Raw genomic sequence first — 17541 nt, 5'->3', positions numbered from 1 at the left:
GTTCATGCTTCTAGACCCGGGAGTTCCATCGAACCTGGCGTTAGCACTACCTGCTGGTGCAGGCTTGCTGCGGCGTCTCGGAGCCAGGTCTCTCAGCCGCTCTGGATGGGTTGTGCTCCGAGTCAAGCATTACTGGCAGGTCCTCGGGAAGGGCGCTGTCATGCGGAGGAACAGCAGGACAAAATACGTCATCTTCGCGCCTTCGCCCTGCCGGAAAACGGGCAGATAAGACGTCATATGACCTTCGCATGACGCAATTGGCATGCCGGAACTGGATCTCAAGAACGTTCCCGCAGGCATCGATTGGGAACACAGCGTGGATCAGGGCACTTCCATGCGACCGCATAGAATGGCCATTCAAGATCAATCGGCAGAAGAGGCGGCAAGTGGATCCAGCAGGCGTGATTGCCTTCATGTTCGGGTTGCTGAGCATAACGCTGGTCGCAGCGTTCCTCGCCCCGATGGCACGGGACCGGAAGCTCGCTCGCAATGCGGCGATCGGCATCAAGACGCGCCACACCTTGGCCAGCGATGACGCCTGGTTCGCCGGGCATCAGCAGGCTGCGCCCCTGCTTGCCGCGGCTTCCTGGGCCGGTTGGGCGGCATTGGCCAGCGCAGCAGTTCTCTGCCTGCTGGGCCAATTCGGTTTCGCCTTCGCCGCGACCGGAACCGGCTACCTGGCCGCCATCGCGTTGCTGGTGATCTCGACTGCCACAGCGAATAAGGCCGCGCGGAGCTTCCCGGCGGCAGGCCTGGGCTAATCCAGCACTGCTTAAAGCAACGGATCGCGCCATCTGCCGATGGCGCGATCCGTTGCTTTCTTGGAAGGCGTGCTGCTAAAGCAGTACGGCTCCCAGGACCAGTACAGTCAGGAACCCCGCGGTGCCCTGGATGGCGGTAGCCACGCTCAGGGTCTTGTAGGCGGTGATCACCGGAATGCGGCTGAGCTGCGAGACGACCCAGAAGTAGGAGTCGTTGGCGTGCGAGACAACCATCGCACCGGCGCCTACTGCCAATACGGATAGCACCATGCCCAACTCCGAACTCAAGCCCAGGGAGCCGAGCATCGGAGCGACCAGCGCGGAAGTGGTCACCATTGAGACGGTGGACGAGCCCTGGGCGGACTTCAGTGCAGCGGCGATCAGGAATGGCACAGCCAGGCCCAAGCCCAGTCCGCTGAGTGAATCCGAAAGAATCGTGGTCAGATCCGACGCGGCCAGGACCGCCCCGAAGCCGGCGCCGGCACCGGTGATCAGCAAGATCGGAGCAGCGGTGCGTACAGCTTCGTTCATCTGCTCATTGAAGACCGCCAGCTTGCTGCCACCGCTCAAAAGAAAAGTCGATGAGATCAAGCCGAAGATCAGCGCAATAACTGGCGTCCCCAGGAAGGAAAGGATTTCCAGGGCAGCGCCTTCGCCCATCGGGTGCGAGGGCAGCTTCGCAATGGATGCGGCACAGATCAGCACCAGCGGAACCAGGATCGGCATGAAGGCCAGCGCCGGGCTGGGCAATTTTCCGAAGCTTGCACGCAGCTGCTCATAGTCGAGTTCGGAGATGTCATTGTGGTCGTCGCTTGGCAACGGGGTCCATTGGGACTTGTTGAAGCGGCTGGCGTAGGCCAAGCCGGCAAGTGCCGAGATGGCCGCAACGGGCAATCCGACAGCGATGATCAAGCCCAGGTTATCGGCAATGCCGATGCTTTCGGCTGCGGCCAGCGGGCCCGGAGTTGGAGGCACCATGGTGTGGGTCGCGTACAGGCCGGTCATCAGGGCGATGGAAGTTGCCAGCCCAGAGACCCCGGTACGCAGGGTGATGGCTTTGCGCAGCGAGTTGAGCACCACGTATCCCGAGTCGCAGAAGACCGGAATGGAAACGATGTAGCCGATAATCGATAACGTGAGGTTGGGGAACCGGGTACCCAGGACCTTGATCAGCGCATCTGCCATGGAGATCGCGGCGCCGGATTTCTCCAGGATGACACCGATCATTGTTCCGAACAGGATCACCAGTCCGATATTTCCCATGGTGCTGCCGAAAGCCGTGGTGACCGTCGAAGCCACGTCGGCCAGCGGAATCCGGTAGGCGAAGGCCGCCAGGATAGCGGCGCCAACGAGGGCGAGGAATGGGCTGATCTTCAAGCGTGCTGTGACCATCACGATGGCCACAACAAGGATCAGCAGAACTAGCAGTTCGTACACGGCGGGTTGGCTCCTTTGCCAATATCGGTAGTTCTCTGCGTCCAGCCCGCAATGGCTCAACGGGTGGACCAGCCCTGTCGGCAAAGCCGCTCAAGGCTTTGCCCGTTGGGCTAGATGCCACCGTGCCACCCCGGTTTCGGGCGCAAAGATCGATCATCCTGCCAATACTAGGAAAAGTGACCCCGAATACCTATGGGCACACGACCATATTTGCCTGGGTTCGAAAGAGCCAATGTGTGCAAACATCCCACCCTTCCCAGCCCCGGCGCCAGCTCCCCTAGTTTCCAGGGCCTAGAAAACATGCAGCTGGCCCAAGGCCACTCTCGCGTAGATGGCATGCTGGAGTTTCAGGGATTCGCTGGACCGCCGAATATCGACGCCGCTAACCTGGCTTATCCGCTCAAGTCTTTGCACCAAGGTATTGCGGTGAATATGCAGATCCGTGGCCGCTTGGCTCATCGAAGCAGCTGTCGCAACGACCAGCAGGGTTCTGGCTTGTTCCTCATTGAGCTGCATCGCTGGGGCAGCTGCATGGTCCAGGCTGCGGGCTGGGGTGCGGGCGATAGCCACAGCAATTTCCCGGCTCCACATGCGGCGCCGCGCGTGGGATGGCACGAGTGCCGGATAGCCCACCAATACGCGCAGCACTTCGGTTTCGGCCATGAGATCCTCGGCCTTCTCGACAGGCGCGGAGACCAGGAAACGTTCCTGGTCCATGCGCTCGGGAGCGAAAGCTGTCTCGCTGGCAGCGCAAAGCCTCCAGTACGCGCCGGAAAGGCTAATCCATGACGTGCGGTGATGATCCTTCGCCGGCTCTTCGAGCGACGGATCCCCTACGCTTCGGGGCAGCCAAGCTTCAATGCATTTCGGCCCGCGCAAACCATGCGCTGCGAGCGAGCGGTCGATCACTTCAGGTGCAACGCGACCGGCGATCAACGCAGAAATAATGTCGCGGGCTTCGGTCTCGCGCCGCGCGCTGCGAGAGTGCTCGCGTTCCTGGGCAAAGAGCAATTGAACGGTCAATGCAATCAGGCCGGCCAGCGGTTCCACCTCGTGGGGAGCTCCGGTCACGCCCACAACGCCGCAGAGCTGGTCGTTCAGCACCAGCGGCACATTGACCCCTGGCTGGGTTCCGGCCGAGCCGTCGGCCTGGTTGACACGGATGATGCCGTTGCGTCGGATCGCCTCTGCGCTGCCGTCGTGGTGGGTACCGATACGCGCAGCATCCGTAGAAGCAATGATGACTCCGTGAGCATTCATGATGTTCACATTGCGGTTGATGGTCGGCGCAATCGTGTCGACGACTTTCTGCGCCAACGCGCTAGCCAGCCGGGGTTGCTCCTTTTCGCTCATGAGCTCATCCTAACGGCCCGGGACTGCGCAAAGCAGTCCCGGAATAGAACATTGCCGCTAGTCGAGCTTGACGGTGACCGACTTCAGCGAGGTGTAGGCCTCGATGCCTTCACGGCCATTTTCGGCGCCCCACCCCGACTGCTTGAATCCGCCGAACGGCATGTTCGCATCCATGCCGGCACCGGTATTCACCCTGACGTTGCCGGCCTGGATTTTCTTGGCGAAGGTCAACGCGCGGGAAATGTCCTGGGTGAAGATCACCGAATTGAGGCCGTAGTCGGTGTCGTTGGCCCGGCGCAGCACCTCAGCCAGCGAATCCTCGTCGCCGAAGGTGCTGACCGAGAGCACCGGCCCGAAGATCTCATCCTTGGCGATGGACATGTCCGGACTGACATTTTTCAGCACGGTCGGCTGCACGAAGAATCCTTCTCCGCCTTCGGCCAAGCCACCGGCAACGAGTTCCGCGCCATCAGCGATGCCCGCCTCGATGTACCCCAGCACGCGCTCGCGCTGCACCTGGGAGATCAGCGGGCCCAGCTGGGTTCCGTCTGCCAGGCCAGCGCCCAGCTTGAGGCTCTTCGCGAATCCGGCGATGCCTTCGATGACCTGGTCTGCGATGTCTTCGTGGACATACAGTCGCGACCCTGCCGCGCAGACCTGGCCGGAGTTGCCGAAGATGCTCATGGCCGCGGCCGGAATGGCCTTGTCCAGATCCGCGTCGGGATAGATCACCACCGGGGATTTGCCGCCCAGCTCAAGGCTCAGCCGCTTGAGATTGCCCGCTGCCGACGCCAGCAGCTTCTTGCCTACCGCGGTGGATCCGGTGAAGGAGAGCTTGTCGACATCCGGATGGTCGGCGAGCGCTTGGCCGGCCACCGGCCCCAAACCCTGGACAACGTTCAGCACACCGGCCGGGATGCCTGCTTCAAGCGCAATCTGCGCCATGCGCACGGCGGTCAGCGGGGTCAGCTCCGCGGGCTTGAGCACGACGGTGCAACCGGACGCCAGCGCCGGAGCCACCTTGGACAGCGCAATGGTGAAGGGGACATTCCATGGCACGATCAGTGCGGCCACGCCCAAGGCTTGGCGCTGGGTATAGGCGTGCCAGGTTCCTGGCAGGGAAATCTCGCGGGTTTCGCCGTTGAGCTTGGTGGCCCAGCCGGCGAAGTAGCGCAAGGTTTCGATGCCCGCGGGCAGCTCGCCAAAGCGGGCGACGTTGAAGGGCTTCCCGCAGTTCAGGGACTCCAGGGTAGCCAATTCATCGAGGTTCGCTTCCAATGCGTCAGCCAAGCGGTGCAGCGCCCGCTGGCGTGCTGCCGGGGTCATTTCTGCCCAGGGCCCGGACTCGAACGCTGCACGGGCGGCAGCTACTGCGCGGTCGATGTCCGCTGCGGTGGCAGCCGTCGTCTCGGTCAGCAGCTGGCCAGTGGAGGGATCGGTTACCGGCAGCTTTTCCCCCGAGCCAGCGACCTCCTGGCCATTGATCACCAGCGGAAGGGGCGTGGCCGCCAAAGCGGCGCGAAGCTGCTGAGCCAGCGGAACGGCGGAAAGATCTGTTGCTGTCATGGAATGTATCTCCTGGTCTGCCCGGCGCGCTTCGTCGTTGGCATCATTTTGAATGTGAGTCTTGCCACACAATCATACTAAAGATATATTGTGATTCAAGGAATACATTTTGATGCTCAATGTACTTCTTCTTCCGGGAGCCGACCCCGGTCGACAACTCGCAGCCTTCGCCTAGGCACCAAGCTTTCAAGGAGATCCCCATGGTCACGAAACGACGTTTTGCACGGAAGGCCTTCTCCGGCCTCGCAGTCTCTGCCCTCGCAATCGGCACCCTGGCCGCGTGCGGATCCAGCGAGGAGGCCAGCGCCGACGGCCCGGTGAAGCTGCGCGTCGCCATTGCTCCGATCCAGTTCGAAACCGCCCGCATCGCTGAAGAGAAGGGCTACTTCGAGGACCAGGGCCTGGACGTTGAATTGGTCAATGGCGCCGACCCCGCCGCCCTGCTGGCCCAGGTGGTCTCCGGTGACGTGAACGTTGCCATCGGCTCGTGGATCAACGTCGCCACCTCTTTCTCCCAAGGTGTTCCGATCCAGGTCATTGGCGGCAACGGCATGGTCGACCCGGAAGCCGACAACTCCGGCGTCATGGTGGCCAAGGAGTCCGGGGTCAAGGAACTGGCAGACCTGAAGGGCAAGACCATTGGCGTAGTTGGCGTGAAGTCCGGTGGCGACATCCCCGTGCTCCAGGCATTGGAAGCGGCCGGCGTGAAGGAAAAGGAAGTCACTGAAGTTGCTGTTCCCTACGCGGGCATGGAAGCGGCCTTGGAACAAGGCACCGTGGATGCAGTAGTGCCTGCCGACTCCTTCTACCACCAGATGCTGGAGAAGGGCTACCAGACCATCTCCAACCCGGTACAGGAATTCCAGTCCAGCATGCCGGTAACCGTTTGGACCGTGCAGAAGCAGTGGCTGGAGCAGAATGGCGAGACCGCCAAGAAGTTCGACGCAGCTATGCAGGATGCCGTGAAGTTCTACTCGGACCCGGCCAATCTGGAGGAAGTCCGCAAGGTCCACGCCGAAGCCAACCAGATCGATGTAGCCGATGCGCCCAAGACCTTCGTCCCGGCGGACGTCACCTTCAACGTGGCTGAAGCCCAATCCGGCATCGATGCCATGGTCCACTTCGGCCTGGTCGAGAACAAGGTCATCGTCGAAGATGTGCTCTGGGACGAAGCCCCTACCCGGGCTTCGGCAGACGCCAAGTAGCCCACGTCCTCTTCGCCCCACCGGTGGCGCCATCCCCTGCGCTGGCGCCACCAGCACCCCTAGCTTGCAACTGCTTACTCAAGGATTCCCATGAAAGAGTCAACGATTTCACCGGGTCTGCTCTGGACCCTGCGCATCGTGGCCATCGCCGCCCCGCTGGGCATCTGGCAACTGGTGATCGCCTCAGGAACCATGCCCTCCATGCTCCCCGGCGTGGAAAAGATCTTCTCTGCCATCTCCGAAGCCCTGGGCCAAGCGGCCTTCTGGGGCGGGCTAGGCAAGACCCTGCTCGCAGCCCTCACCGGCTGGCTCATTGCTTCGGTCGTGGGTGTCGTCCTGGGCCTGGTCATTGGATCAGTTCGCTTCCTCGACAACTCCACCTCGATTCTGATCGATTTCGGCCGTTCGTTCCCGGTACTGGCCCTGATGCCGGTAGTGATCATGCTGCTCGGCTCGAACACCATGATGGAAATCGTCGTCGTCGCGCTGTCCTGCCTGTGGCCAGTGCTGATCCAGACCATCTACGGTGCACGCCGCCAGGAAGCCGCGGTTGCCGACACCGTCGCCGTCTTCCGCATCCCGCCGATGCTGCGCTTCACCAAGGTCCTGCTGCCTTCTGCCCTGCCGCTGATCGCGACCGGTGTGCGCATTTCCTCGGCCATCGCCATCCTGGTGGCGGTGGGCGTTGAAGTGATCTCCCAGGCACCAGGCATTGGACGCCAGATCACGCTGATGCAGCAGGCGCAGCGTTGGGATCTGGCCTTCGCCTACCTGTTCTTCGCCGGCCTGACCGGATGGGCCATCGCCCTGCTCTTGCAACAGGCCGAAAACCGTTTGCTGAAGTGGAAGAGGCAGAACGATGACTAACGCAACTTTGAACGCCCCCGCAGTGCCATCACGCGCTTCGAAAGCCAAGGCTCCGAGTTCCTCGGCGGCCGCCGGACGCAAGATACTGGTTTCTTCATGGCTCATCGTTGCCGTGGTTGCGGCTTGGTGGTTCGGCTCGGCAAACTCCACGAACTTCTTCATCCCCTCGCTGGAGTCCATCCTCGAAGCCTTGGTCCGCGACCTGGGCAACGGCGTGATTATTTCCGGCGCCTGGTACTCGCTGTCCAATCTCTTTGTCGGCTTGGCCCTGGCTGCCTTCTTCGGCATCTGCGGCGGACTGCTGCTGGGCGAAGTCCCGTTGCTGCTGAAGATCGTTGACCCGATCATCCACTTCTTCCGCGCTGTCCCGCAGGCAGCACTGGTTCCGATGATCATCGGCGTCTTCGGCATGGGGCAGGGCCCGAAGATGGGCACCATCGCCTTCGCCTGCATGTGGCCGATCCTGCTGAACACCATCGACGGCATCTTGGGCATCGAGCCAACGGTGCGCAAGTTCTCCAAGGTCTACCGCATTCCCCGGGGCCTGCACTTCCGCCGCGTGATCCTGCCCGGTGCCACCCCGCAGATCGTGGCCGGTATCCGCGTCGCATTGCCGATCGGCATCACCGTGATGGTGGTTTCGGAAATGTTCGCCTCCATTGAAGGCCTGGGCTTCTACATCCTGAATTCCTCGGCCACCTTCAAGGTTCCGGAGACATGGGCCGGCGCACTGCTGGTCGGTGTCATCGGCTACATCATCTCGATCCTCTTCGTGCTCGTCGAAAAACGGATCCTGCGCTGGTACCACGCCTCCGGCGCCCAGTAGCCTCCGTTTCCGTCCGACCTTCCATCTTCTGACCAAGGAGAATCCCATGACCACCCAAGCACCCGTTGAAACGACCATGGAAACCAAACCATTGCTCATGAAGGTTCGCGGCATGTCCATGAGCTATGGCGCCGGCCCGGCCGAAAACAAGATCCTGGAGAATTTGGATCTGGACGTGGAGTATGGCCAGTTCATCTCGATAGTCGGCCCGTCGGGCGTCGGCAAGACCACCTTGCTGCGATGCCTTTCCGGCTTGCTGAAGCCAAAAGCCGGAACCATCGAGGTTTCCGGCACGAAGATCAACGGCCCGCACCCCGATCTCGCCGTGGTCTTCCAGGACTACTCGCGTTCGCTGATGCCGTGGATGACCACCCGCGAAAACGTGGCCTTCCCGCTGCAGGGCAAGGGCATCGGCAAGGCCGAGCGCAACAAGCTGGCCGATGAGCATCTGGCTGCCGTGGGCCTTGAAGGCCAAGGCGGCAAGTTCCCCTGGGAAATGTCAGGAGGCATGCAGCAACGCGTGGCCATTGCCCGCGCCTTGGCCTACAACGCGAAGGTGCTGCTCATGGATGAGCCCTTCGCCTCGGTTGATGCGCAGACCCGCTTCGACCTCGAAGACCTCGTGCTGGACTTGCAGCACAAGCTGGGTGTGACGATCCTGCTGGTCACCCACGACATCGACGAGGCGCTGTACCTGGCCGACAAGGTGGTCGTGATCGCGGAGAAGCCGGCCACCGTAGTCGACGAGATCGTCACCGGTTTCGGCGAGACCCGCGACCAGCTGGCCACCAAGGCTGACCCGCGCTTCACCGAGGCCCGCGCACGGATCCTCGTGCGCCTGCGCCAGGACTGATCCCCATGGCACTCAGCGCACGGGCAGCACTGGCAAGGCACGGCGATGGCAGCTTCAGCATTGAGGACATCCACGTTGATGCTCCGCTGGGCGCGGAATTGCTGATCGAAGTCAAAGCAGTTGGACTGTGCCAGTCCGATGCCCACCTGGCGGGCATGGATCTGGGCCTTCCTGCCCCGCTGCTGCTGGGCCATGAAGTTGCCGGGGTGGTGCTCAGCACCGGCAACCAAGCCTGCGGTTTCACTGCGGGAGACCACGTGCTGGCCAGCTTGATCCAATACTGCGCGCAGTGCGCCCTGTGCCTTTCGGGCCAGGAATACCGTTGCGCCAACCGCCCCAGCACGCTGCGCACGGCCGGCCAAGCACCGCGCGCCAGCTGCAAGGATCAGCCGGTGATGCAGATGTTCGGCACCGGCGGATTTTCCCAGTACACCTTGGTGCATGCCAACCAGGCAGTAAGGATTCCCGAGGAGCTGCCCTTCGCCCAAGCCGCGGTGATGGCCTGCTCCACGCTGACCGGTGCCGGGGCAGTGTTCAACTCCGCCCAGGTGGCCCAGGGGCAATCCGTCGCAGTCATTGGCGCTGGAGGCATCGGGTTGAACGCGATCAATGCCGCCCAGATCGCCGGCGCTTCGAAGATCATCGCAGTGGATCTGAGCGATGAGAAGCTGGAACTGGCCCGCGAATTCGGGGCAACGCACACGATCAATGGCGGCAGTGGAGACGCTGTCGCCAAGGTCCAGGAAATCACCGGCGGCGGGGTGGATCATTCCTTCGAGATGATCGGCCTGCAGGCCACCAGCTTGCAGGCGGTGCGCATGACCCGTGTAGGCGGGGATGCCTATCTGGTCGGGTTGCATAAGCCCGGCGCGCAACTGCCGCTGGATGCCATGTCCGACATCATTGGGCCGCAGCGCAGCCTGCACGGGATCTATATGGGCTCTTCCAGCCCGCAACGTGATGTCCCCAAATACACCGAGCACTATCTTGCCGGGCGCCTCAAGCTCGACGCGCTCGTTGCCCGGGAACTTCATATCTCGCAGATCAACGAGGGCTTCGCAGCGATGAAGGCCGGGCAGGGCGTTGCCCGTTCGGTCATCACAGATTTCAGCTGATTGCCTGCCACTTCATATCCCCTTCAAGCACGACGAGGCCATCTTGAGAACTCCATCTTCCGCGCGCCGGGCCCTGCCCCTGTCCGCGGTCCTGCTCTTTTCCACCATGGCCTTGGCCTCTTGCGGCAACGCTGGGCAAGGCGCCGAAACACCGGGCGGCTTGATCCCGCTGAAGGTCTCGGTGGCCGGCATCCAGTTCGAGCCGGCTTACCTCGCCGAATCCCAAGGCTTCTTCGAAGACCATGGCTTGGACGTTGAAATCATCAATGGCGCAGACCCCGCCGCCCAGATTGCTTCTGCTATCTCCGGCGAGGTGGACATCGCCACCGGTTCCTGGGTCAACGTCGCCACCTCCGTGTCAAAGGGCCTGCCGATCGAAGCGCTGGCTTCGAATGGCGTGGTCGACCCGAACGTCGATAACTCCGGAGTGCTCGTCGCCAAGGACTCTGGGATTGCGAGGCTTGCCGATCTCAAGGGCAAGACCATCGGTGTCATCGGCGTGAAGACCGGCAGCGATCTGCCGGTCTTCCAAGCCCTGGAAGACGCAGGGGTGGGCGCCGAGGAGTTCAGCGAAGTGGGCATGCCCTACGCCGGGATGCAGGCCGCGGTGGAGACCGGGACCGTTGACGCGGTCGTCCCCAGCGACGTCTTCTACCACCAGATGATTGCGGCCGGCTTCCCCTCCTTGGGCAACCCGGTCCGCGAGTACCAGGGGAATCAGCCGGGCACTTTGTGGCTAAGCACTTCCCAGTGGGCCGGTGCGAATCCAGATACTGCCAAGGCCTTCGTATCGGCCATGAAAGAGGCAGTGGAGTTCTACTCCGATGCAGCAAACCTCGAGGAAGTGCAGAAGATACACGCCGAGGTCAACCAGATTCCGGTGGAAAAAGCTCCAACGCGGTTCGCCTTGGCAGGCACCGCGTTCGATGCAGAGGCTTCCCAGTCAGGCCTGGATGCAATGGCACGCTTCGAGCTCATTGACAAGCCCGTAACAGTGGATGAAGTGCTCTGGGAGCACGCGTCTCGCAAATAACCAGCACCGGCAAATCCTTGGACAGGGACTGGCGCGATGCTAGGCTCACGGGAGCACGTTCTGCCCACGGAAGGTTCACCATGAGTTCGGCAATCAGTTACCTCACCGGAGGATTTCTGGTGTCTCTGCTTGTCACCCTGAACATGACCTGGAACCAGCACCTGCCCGGCATCACCGGGTCCGTGGCGGTTGCGCTCAGCTTCATCGGGTTGCTGGGCTGCGTCTTGTACGCCACGCGCATACAGCGCCGCGCGCAGACCGGAGAGTAGCAGCACCCCCAGAACATGAAACAAGGCCAGCAGATCAGTGGACTGCTGGCCTTGCTTCGTTCAGCGACCGGCGTCGATAAATCTAGAAGGTAATCACGCTTCGGGCCACCGCACCGCCACGCAGCTGCTCGTATCCCTTGTCGATTTCATCCAAGCTGATATGCGCTGACACCAGTTCGTCGAGCTTGAAACGGCCCTGCAGATACAACTCGGCGTACATGGGGATGTCCACCTGGATGTTGCTCGACCCCATGGCCACGCCACGGATGCCCTTCTGGCGTCCCATCAGGTCTCCAAATGGGGTGATGCTGATCTGCGCGCCGGGCTTGTGAACGCCAATCAGGTACGCGGTGCCGCCGATTTCCAGCATGGCCACCGCCTGCTCGCTGGTGGCTTGCAGGCCGATGACCTCGAAGGCATGCGTCACTCCCCCGCCAGCAATCCGCTTGACGGTTTCCACCGCATCGCCCTCCCCGCCGTTGATGACGTCGGTGGCACCGAAGACCTTGGCCAGCTCCAGCTTGGCCGGCTGCAGGTCGATAGCGATGATGCGGGTCGCGCCAGCCAGTTTCGCGCCCTGGATGACGTTCAGCCCGACACCACCGGCGCCGATCACGGCAACGGTATCGCCTGGACGGATGCGCGCGGTATTAATAGCCGCGCCAGCACCCGTGACCACTCCACAGCCAAGCAGCGCCGCGCGGTCGAACGGGATAGCGTCCGGAACCCTTACGACGGTGTTCTCATGCACCAGCACCTGTTCCGCGAAGCCGCCAACACCGATGAACTGGGTGAGCCGCTGCCCACCCAGGGACAATCGCGGATTCTGCTGCGCGGTGCGGTCGGTGTGCGAGGGCACGCGGCACTGGTAGGGTTTGCCGGTGCGGCATCCCTTGCAGACCCCGCAGCTGTGCACTGGAGAAGTCACCACGCGGTCCCCCACCGAGAGCGAGGTGACAGCCGAACCGACGCCCACGACCAGACCCGAGACTTCGTGGCCGAGCACCGCTGGCATGGGGAAGCCGATGTCCGACGTCGCCACGTGCAAATCCGAGTGGCACAGGCCGCTGGCCTTCACGTCAATGAGGACTTCATGGGCTTCGGGGTTGTCAATGCTGATGTCCAGGACATCAAAAGAGCCGGCAACTTCAGAAACGACTGCTGCTTTCATGCTTCCTCCGGAAAATAGTCGCGCAAAGGGGGTGACGCAGAACACTAATAAAAATATACTATTAGAAATAATGCATTTTTAGAAGAAGAATCTAACGAAGGATCTGCAATGCGCGCAGCGGTCATCAACTCCATCGGCGAAGGTTTCAGCATCGAGGAACTCGAAGTCGACGAGCCGCGGGGGCAAGAAGTTCTGGTGAAGGTCGAAGCCGCAGGCCTGTGCCACTCGGATCACATAGTTGCCACCGTAGACCGCGGGCGCCCCTTGCCGATGGTGGTCGGCCACGAAATGGCCGGCACCGTCATCGCGCTAGGCCCCGAAGCCACCGACTTCGAAGTGGGAGACCATGTCATCGCCACGGAAATCAGCTTCTGCGGGAGCTGCGAAGAATGCGTCAACGGAGCGACCTACCGCTGCTTGAATCCCCAGCATGCGCTGCGCGGACCGGATACCCCGGCACGCTTGACGCGCAACGGCGAGCGCGTAGAAGGCTTCGGCGTGGCCGGTTTCGCCGAGTACACGGTCCTGCACCAGAACAAGCTGGTCAGGGTGCCCAAGGAAATCCCATTCGCGCAGGCTGCTGTGCTTGGCTGCGCGACAGCCACCGGCGTGGGCGCGGTGCTCAACGCCGCCAAGGTTTCCCCCGGGGAAACCGTCGCGGTCATCGGCTTGGGCGGCATCGGCCTGAATGTCATCCAGGGAGCCAAGCTGGCCGGCGCCAAGACCATCATCGGCATTGACCTGCAGCCAGAGAAGCTGGAGCTGGCCAAGAAATTCGGAGCCACCCATGTCATCAACGGCGGCACGGAAGACGTGGTCAGCGCCATCCGCGCCATCACCGGCCGCGGAGTCCACCATTCCTTCGAAGCCATCGGCATTGCCCCCACGCAGCGCCAGGCCCTGGAAGTCGCCAAAACCGGCGGACACGTGTATTTCATCGGCATTCCCCAGGGCAAGCCGCTGGAAATGAATATCATGCTGGACCTGCTGATCCCGCAGCGCAATCTCCACGGCATCTACATGGGCTCCTCCACGGTCCGCAATGACATTCCCTACTACGCCGAGCTCTATCTGCAGGGCCGGTTGAATCTCGATGACCTGGTGGCGCAGGAGATCCAGCTCGACGAGATCAACGAAGCCTATGCAAAGCAGGAAACCGGGTCCATCGCCCGCAGCGTGATCCGCTTCTGATCCGCATGAGCAACAAGCTGCAGGCCGCGAACCAGTTTCCTGGTTCGCGGCCTGCAGCCCAGCTAGTGGCGGCCAGCCTCTATTTGCCTTCCTTGGCGGCCCGCTCCTTCTCGATGGCTTGGACCTGGGCAACCATGTCCGGAGCAAAGGCATAGAGCTTGCCCTCTGACTGATGGACCCAGAAGCGCCCGCACAGATCAGTCGTCTCGCTTTGGCCATCGGCTGGCCACCAGTCGGCATCCAAGGTGCGGGTAGCTGAGATCTCGTCAGGCTCGAGGTTCTTGGTGCGCGGGTCAGAAGCGTAGGCCTTGGCCAGTTCGGCTTCGGTCGGATTCCCAACGGTTTCCAGCGCCTTGCACTGTTCGCTGTCCAGCTTGCCGTCGTAGTTCAGCATGAAGATGCGTTCAGCGCCGGTATTGCGCTGGACCAGCTGAACGTCGGTGCCGCCGGACGGAACCCAGTCGGGCAGCACGCCATCGGCCACGGCCTTCTCTGAAGTTTTGGCAGTTCGAGTGGTGGATTCATCGTACTTGTCGACGAAGAGATCAGAACCGCTGCAGCCGGTGAGCAGGAGAGCGAAGGGAAGGGCGAGCGCGCCAGTGGCGAGGTACTTTTTCTTGAGCATGATTCCATCGTAGAAATTTCCGCGGCCCGGGGAATCAGCGATGCGAGGTAACTATCCCGTGCCCGGCTCATACCCTCGGCTGATAGTTTCCACTTCTGGGATCAACCCTGAAACTCCATCTCACCCAGTAAAAGCACTCGCTAATATCCGCACATCGCCACTGCTTATTGGTAGATTGCCTACGAACCAAACGCTACTTAGGAGCCATCACCGTTGACGACTATTGACCCTGCGGCACTTGAATCGGAACTGCGCATCGCAGAAGAACGGCGCCTTTCGGCCATGCTCGCCCGTGACCTCGAAACCTTGGGGAACCTGCTTGAGCCGGATTTGCAGTACACCCACTCCACCGGTCGTGTCGATGACCGCGACTCATTGCTGGAACTGCTCGGTTCCGGAGCCGTCGAATATTTGGCGCTCAGCCACGACTTCGAGTCCGTTACCCAGGAGGGCAACGTGGTGGTCGTCGAAGGCAGCATGAAAATGCATCTGATTTCCGGAGGCGTCGAAAAGCATCTGGCAACTGCCAACCGCACGGTGTGGGCCAAGACCGGCGGCCAGTGGAAGCTGCGCCTCTTTGTCGGGGCCACAGCGCAATAGGCCCGCACTTCGACGCTTTAAAAGCCACGGCGGCAGGCTGGATCTTCCAACCTGCCGCCTTTCCACAGTGGCTATCGCCTTAATGCCTAAACCTGGCCGCCATGGCGGGCCACTGCTTCACGAGCCAGCGCCTTGCCGAACTCGGTGTGCGCGGCAAGCGCTGCCTGGGCCGCTGGCGCGTCACCGGCAGCCAGCGCTTCAGTCAATTCGGCAACGTGGCGGTGGTCCAGCTGGCGCGACCACTGCTCTGCGGTCAGCGCTTGGCGCCAGACGGTGCCAATTCCCAAACGGCGGAAGGAATCCACCAGCTGGCTGGAGCCGGCAACGCCAACCAGAGCATCGTGGTAGGCGACATTCAGGGCCAAGAACTCTTCCAGGTCGGATTCCGAAGTCTCACGCAGGTCAGCCAGCTTCGCGGTGATCTCGCGCAGGCTGGAAATGGTCTCTTCGGAAATCTTGCCCAGGTGCGAGGCGATCACCCCGGACTCGATGGTGGCGCGCGAGTCGTAGGCCGAATCGGTCAATTCTGCGGTAATCGGCTTTGGCTGGTATTTTCCGGTTTCGGTGCGGAAGACCAGGTGCTCGCTTTCCAGCTTCACCAGCGCGTTGGCTACATGATCAGCGTCGGCCCGGGAAGCCGCGGCGATGGCATCCACGTCGAGGTCTTCGCCCAGTGGACTGGTGCGCAGCAGCACCCAGGTGCGGGTGGCCTGGTAGGCAGCCAACTCCTTGGTGGGCTCGAGGCGGCCCATGGTTCCGCGGTAGTAGGCCAGCGGTTCGCGGTCATGGGCTTCAGCGTGGCTGACCAGTCCCAGGAAGACGGTGTGGGTACCGCCGGTCGGGGTTTCGGCCACATGGCATACGATCGTGGCCAATGCGCCGTCAATCAGCGGGATGCCCTCCGCGGAGAGGGTATGCGGCACGGTGGCGAACTTGTCCTCGCCCTTGCGGCCGAAGTGGAAGGCCAGCGCGCCCTGGTCCTCGGCCAGGATGTTGATGCCGAAGACGCCTGCTTCAACTACCCGGTCATGGGTGGAGCTGGAGCGGTTCAGGCAAGCGAGCATCATTGGCGGTTCCATCGACAGGGAGGACACTGCCGAAGCGGTGGTGCCGTAGAGCTGGCCGTCCACGGCCGTGGTGATCACCGTGACGCCGGAGGCGAAGTGGCCGACGACGTTGCGGAAGGTGTTCATGTCTACTGGGGTGACCGATTCAAGGTTGGTGATGCTCATGGGAGTTGCTCCTGGTAATTCGGGGTGAAGTTTCTAGCGGGGTCCAGCGCCGCCATCAGATCAGTCAGATCCGGTGCGCTGGCGAGGTGTTCGAGCTGGTGCTGCAACGCGTCCTTGCGTGCTGCCAGTTCTGGATGCGAGAACTCGAGATTCTTCGAGAACTTCTCAACTACCTGGTCATGCTCCAGGGGTGTGCGCAAGATGTTTCCGTCCGGGTGCTCCACGCGCACGTGGCGCACCTCGCCGCTGCGCAGCCGTGCAGTGATCTCCGCCGTCAGCCGCTGGCTGTTGGGCAGGGTGCCGGCTAGCTCGATGCGCCCGAGCATCTGCGCCAGCTCCGGGTCCGCCAGCGCGCTGGCGGTCAGGTGCTCGGGGCGAACCGTTCCGTGGATCAAGGCGATCGCCGCGGTGGCGTGCACCGAGAACAGGGCTGCCACGGTGCGGGTGTCCCCCGCTTCGAAGCGCGCCCCGACGAATCCGTTCAGGGTCCGCTCGCTCAGGTGGACGGTGAGGCATTCGATGTCCTTGTAGCCCACCGTGCCGTCGGCCACCAGTTCAGCGCAGGCCTGCAGCGAAGGCTGCGCGGCCCGGCAACTGGCAAAGGGCTTGATCGTGCAGTCCCCATGGAAGCTCACGCCAAGATCCGCCACCGCCAGTTCCGGCTGCGCGTCGATGCCGAACAGCTGGAAGTAGCCGTGCTTGCCGGTCAGCGGATCATCCGCCGCCTTCATGCCGGCTTTGGCCAGCTGCGCGGCGGAAATTCCGGAGCGGGCGGCGAAGGCCATGGGCAGCTTGAAGCCGTTGGCCCCATCGAAGATCGCCGCCACATTGCCCGAAGCCTGGTTGACCGCAATGCCGATGGCATGGCGTGCCTGCGCCTTGTCCAGGCCCAGCATCCGGCTGGCGATTCCAGCGGCGGCCAGGGCATTCAAGGTGCCGGTATTATCCTGCCCCGAGTACACGTCGAAGCCGCCGGCGATGGCCAGGCGGGCTGCCAGGTCATCGCCCAGCGCCAGCGCGGCCAGTGCTTCTTCTCCGGTGGCGCCGGTGGCTTCGGCCAGGGCCAGCACGACGGCCACGGTGGTTCCGGAGATGTGGGCGGCGACCTGCTTGCCGGCCGGGCCTTCGGCTTCCACCGGCTCGAAGTCGAAGGAGCGGATCAGGGCCGCGTTGACGAAGGCCGCGGAGGTGGCCGGAAGCTTGATTCCGGTACCCAGCACGGTTGCTTCATCGCCGTGGCCCCAGGCCTGCGCCGCTTCGATGAGTCCGGCAATGTCGTCGGCGCGGTGCCCTGCCAGCCCAACGCCAACCGAATCCAGCAGGCGCTGGTTCACGCGCTGGATCGTGGCCGTCGGCAGCTGGCCGTACTGGGTTTCCAGCAGGTGCTCGAGCAGCGCATCGAGCACATCGGGCGTCGGGTTAGCCATGATTTTCCTG

The 17541-nt window shown here is 62.4% G+C and carries 17 protein-coding genes and 1 riboswitch; of the genes, 10 read left to right on the top strand and 7 right to left on the bottom strand.

The annotated features are described in order from the left end of the window. Nucleotides 1-22: 22 nt before the first annotated feature. A riboswitch (SAM riboswitch) is annotated at nucleotides 23-112 on the bottom strand. 274 nt (nucleotides 113-386) lie between these two features. Continuing rightward, nucleotides 387-761: an SdpI family protein gene (locus ACIOTN_RS12810; protein ID WP_181148779.1), complete on the top strand. Its 375-nt coding sequence runs from the start codon at nucleotides 387-389 to the stop codon at nucleotides 759-761. Nucleotides 762-836: 75 nt separating this feature from the next. On the opposite strand, the gene ACIOTN_RS12805 is transcribed toward ACIOTN_RS12810, so the two are convergent. The 3 genes from ACIOTN_RS12805 to ACIOTN_RS12795 all read right to left on the bottom strand — a co-directional run bounded on the left by ACIOTN_RS12805 (nucleotide 837) and on the right by ACIOTN_RS12795 (nucleotide 5117). Beyond that, nucleotides 837-2198, bottom strand: coding sequence for a GntP family permease (locus ACIOTN_RS12805; RefSeq protein ID WP_402735456.1), 1362 nt, complete (start codon nucleotides 2196-2198; stop codon nucleotides 837-839). A gap of 291 nt (nucleotides 2199-2489) precedes the next feature. Beyond that, on the bottom strand, nucleotides 2490-3551 hold the full coding sequence (locus ACIOTN_RS12800) for a CdaR family transcriptional regulator (protein WP_402735455.1): 1062 nt from the start codon (nucleotides 3549-3551) through the stop codon (nucleotides 2490-2492). A 57-nt stretch (nucleotides 3552-3608) separates the two neighbouring features. Continuing rightward, nucleotides 3609-5117 (bottom strand): aldehyde dehydrogenase family protein, encoded by a 1509-nt coding sequence (locus ACIOTN_RS12795; protein WP_402735454.1) that lies wholly within the window; start codon nucleotides 5115-5117, stop codon nucleotides 3609-3611. Between the two features lie 200 nt (nucleotides 5118-5317). Between ACIOTN_RS12795 and ACIOTN_RS12790 the strand changes: the two genes are divergently transcribed. The 7 genes from ACIOTN_RS12790 to ACIOTN_RS12760 all read left to right on the top strand — a co-directional run bounded on the left by ACIOTN_RS12790 (nucleotide 5318) and on the right by ACIOTN_RS12760 (nucleotide 11285). Further along, nucleotides 5318-6322: an ABC transporter substrate-binding protein gene (locus ACIOTN_RS12790; RefSeq protein WP_181149070.1), complete on the top strand. Its 1005-nt coding sequence runs from the start codon at nucleotides 5318-5320 to the stop codon at nucleotides 6320-6322. A gap of 90 nt (nucleotides 6323-6412) precedes the next feature. Next, nucleotides 6413-7189 carry an ABC transporter permease gene (locus tag ACIOTN_RS12785; RefSeq protein WP_105662293.1) on the top strand — a complete coding sequence of 259 codons (777 nt, stop codon included), beginning with the start codon at nucleotides 6413-6415 and terminating at the stop codon, nucleotides 7187-7189. Beyond that, nucleotides 7182-8015, top strand: a complete 834-nt coding sequence (locus ACIOTN_RS12780; RefSeq protein WP_105656450.1) for an ABC transporter permease — start codon at nucleotides 7182-7184, stop codon at nucleotides 8013-8015. The genes ACIOTN_RS12785 and ACIOTN_RS12780 overlap by 8 nt, the downstream gene beginning before the upstream one ends. A 46-nt stretch (nucleotides 8016-8061) precedes the next feature. Further along, nucleotides 8062-8868, top strand: a complete 807-nt coding sequence (locus tag ACIOTN_RS12775; protein WP_105656451.1) for an ABC transporter ATP-binding protein — start codon at nucleotides 8062-8064, stop codon at nucleotides 8866-8868. 5 nt (nucleotides 8869-8873) lie between these two features. Further along, a complete protein-coding gene (locus tag ACIOTN_RS12770) occupies nucleotides 8874-9983 on the top strand; it encodes a zinc-binding dehydrogenase (protein WP_105656452.1) in 1110 nt (369 codons plus the stop codon). 43 nt (nucleotides 9984-10026) lie between these two features. Then, entirely contained in the window at nucleotides 10027-11016 is a 990-nt protein-coding gene (locus ACIOTN_RS12765) for an ABC transporter substrate-binding protein (RefSeq protein ID WP_402735453.1), read from the top strand. Nucleotides 11017-11135: 119 nt separating this feature from the next. Continuing rightward, on the top strand, nucleotides 11136-11285 hold the full coding sequence (locus tag ACIOTN_RS12760; RefSeq protein WP_166650762.1) for a hypothetical protein: 150 nt from the start codon (nucleotides 11136-11138) through the stop codon (nucleotides 11283-11285). Between the two features lie 82 nt (nucleotides 11286-11367). Here the strand turns inward: ACIOTN_RS12760 and ACIOTN_RS12755 are convergent, their stop codons facing one another. After that, nucleotides 11368-12456 carry an alcohol dehydrogenase catalytic domain-containing protein gene (locus tag ACIOTN_RS12755; RefSeq protein ID WP_105656455.1) on the bottom strand — a complete coding sequence of 363 codons (1089 nt, stop codon included), beginning with the start codon at nucleotides 12454-12456 and terminating at the stop codon, nucleotides 11368-11370. Nucleotides 12457-12564: 108 nt separating this feature from the next. On the opposite strand from ACIOTN_RS12755, the gene ACIOTN_RS12750 reads away from it, so the two are divergent. Further along, nucleotides 12565-13647: a zinc-binding dehydrogenase gene (locus ACIOTN_RS12750; RefSeq protein ID WP_105656456.1), complete on the top strand. Its 1083-nt coding sequence runs from the start codon at nucleotides 12565-12567 to the stop codon at nucleotides 13645-13647. 79 nt (nucleotides 13648-13726) lie between these two features. Here the strand turns inward: ACIOTN_RS12750 and ACIOTN_RS12745 are convergent, their stop codons facing one another. After that, the gene (locus ACIOTN_RS12745) at nucleotides 13727-14272 is read right to left on the bottom strand and encodes a hypothetical protein (protein ID WP_105656457.1); all 546 of its coding nucleotides are present in this window, start codon (nucleotides 14270-14272) and stop codon (nucleotides 13727-13729) included. 213 nt (nucleotides 14273-14485) lie between these two features. Between ACIOTN_RS12745 and ACIOTN_RS12740 the strand changes: the two genes are divergently transcribed. Next, nucleotides 14486-14872 carry a nuclear transport factor 2 family protein gene (locus ACIOTN_RS12740; protein ID WP_105656458.1) on the top strand — a complete coding sequence of 129 codons (387 nt, stop codon included), beginning with the start codon at nucleotides 14486-14488 and terminating at the stop codon, nucleotides 14870-14872. An 86-nt stretch (nucleotides 14873-14958) separates the two neighbouring features. Here the strand turns inward: ACIOTN_RS12740 and ACIOTN_RS12735 are convergent, their stop codons facing one another. Both ACIOTN_RS12735 and ACIOTN_RS12730 read right to left on the bottom strand, forming a co-directional pair. Further along, the gene (locus ACIOTN_RS12735; RefSeq protein WP_105656459.1) at nucleotides 14959-16104 is read right to left on the bottom strand and encodes a flavin reductase; all 1146 of its coding nucleotides are present in this window, start codon (nucleotides 16102-16104) and stop codon (nucleotides 14959-14961) included. Beyond that, nucleotides 16101-17531, bottom strand: a complete 1431-nt coding sequence (locus tag ACIOTN_RS12730; protein WP_105662289.1) for an MmgE/PrpD family protein — start codon at nucleotides 17529-17531, stop codon at nucleotides 16101-16103. Before ACIOTN_RS12730 ends, ACIOTN_RS12735 begins: the two co-directional genes overlap by 4 nt. Between the last annotated feature and the right edge of the window lie 10 nt (nucleotides 17532-17541).

The sequence above is a fragment of the Glutamicibacter sp. NPDC087661 genome, assembly GCF_044743275.1.
Classification (GTDB): Bacteria; Actinomycetota; Actinomycetes; order Actinomycetales; family Micrococcaceae; genus Glutamicibacter.
The sequence above is the reverse complement of the archived record's forward strand: the minus strand, read 5'-3'. Positions and strand labels throughout refer to the sequence as shown.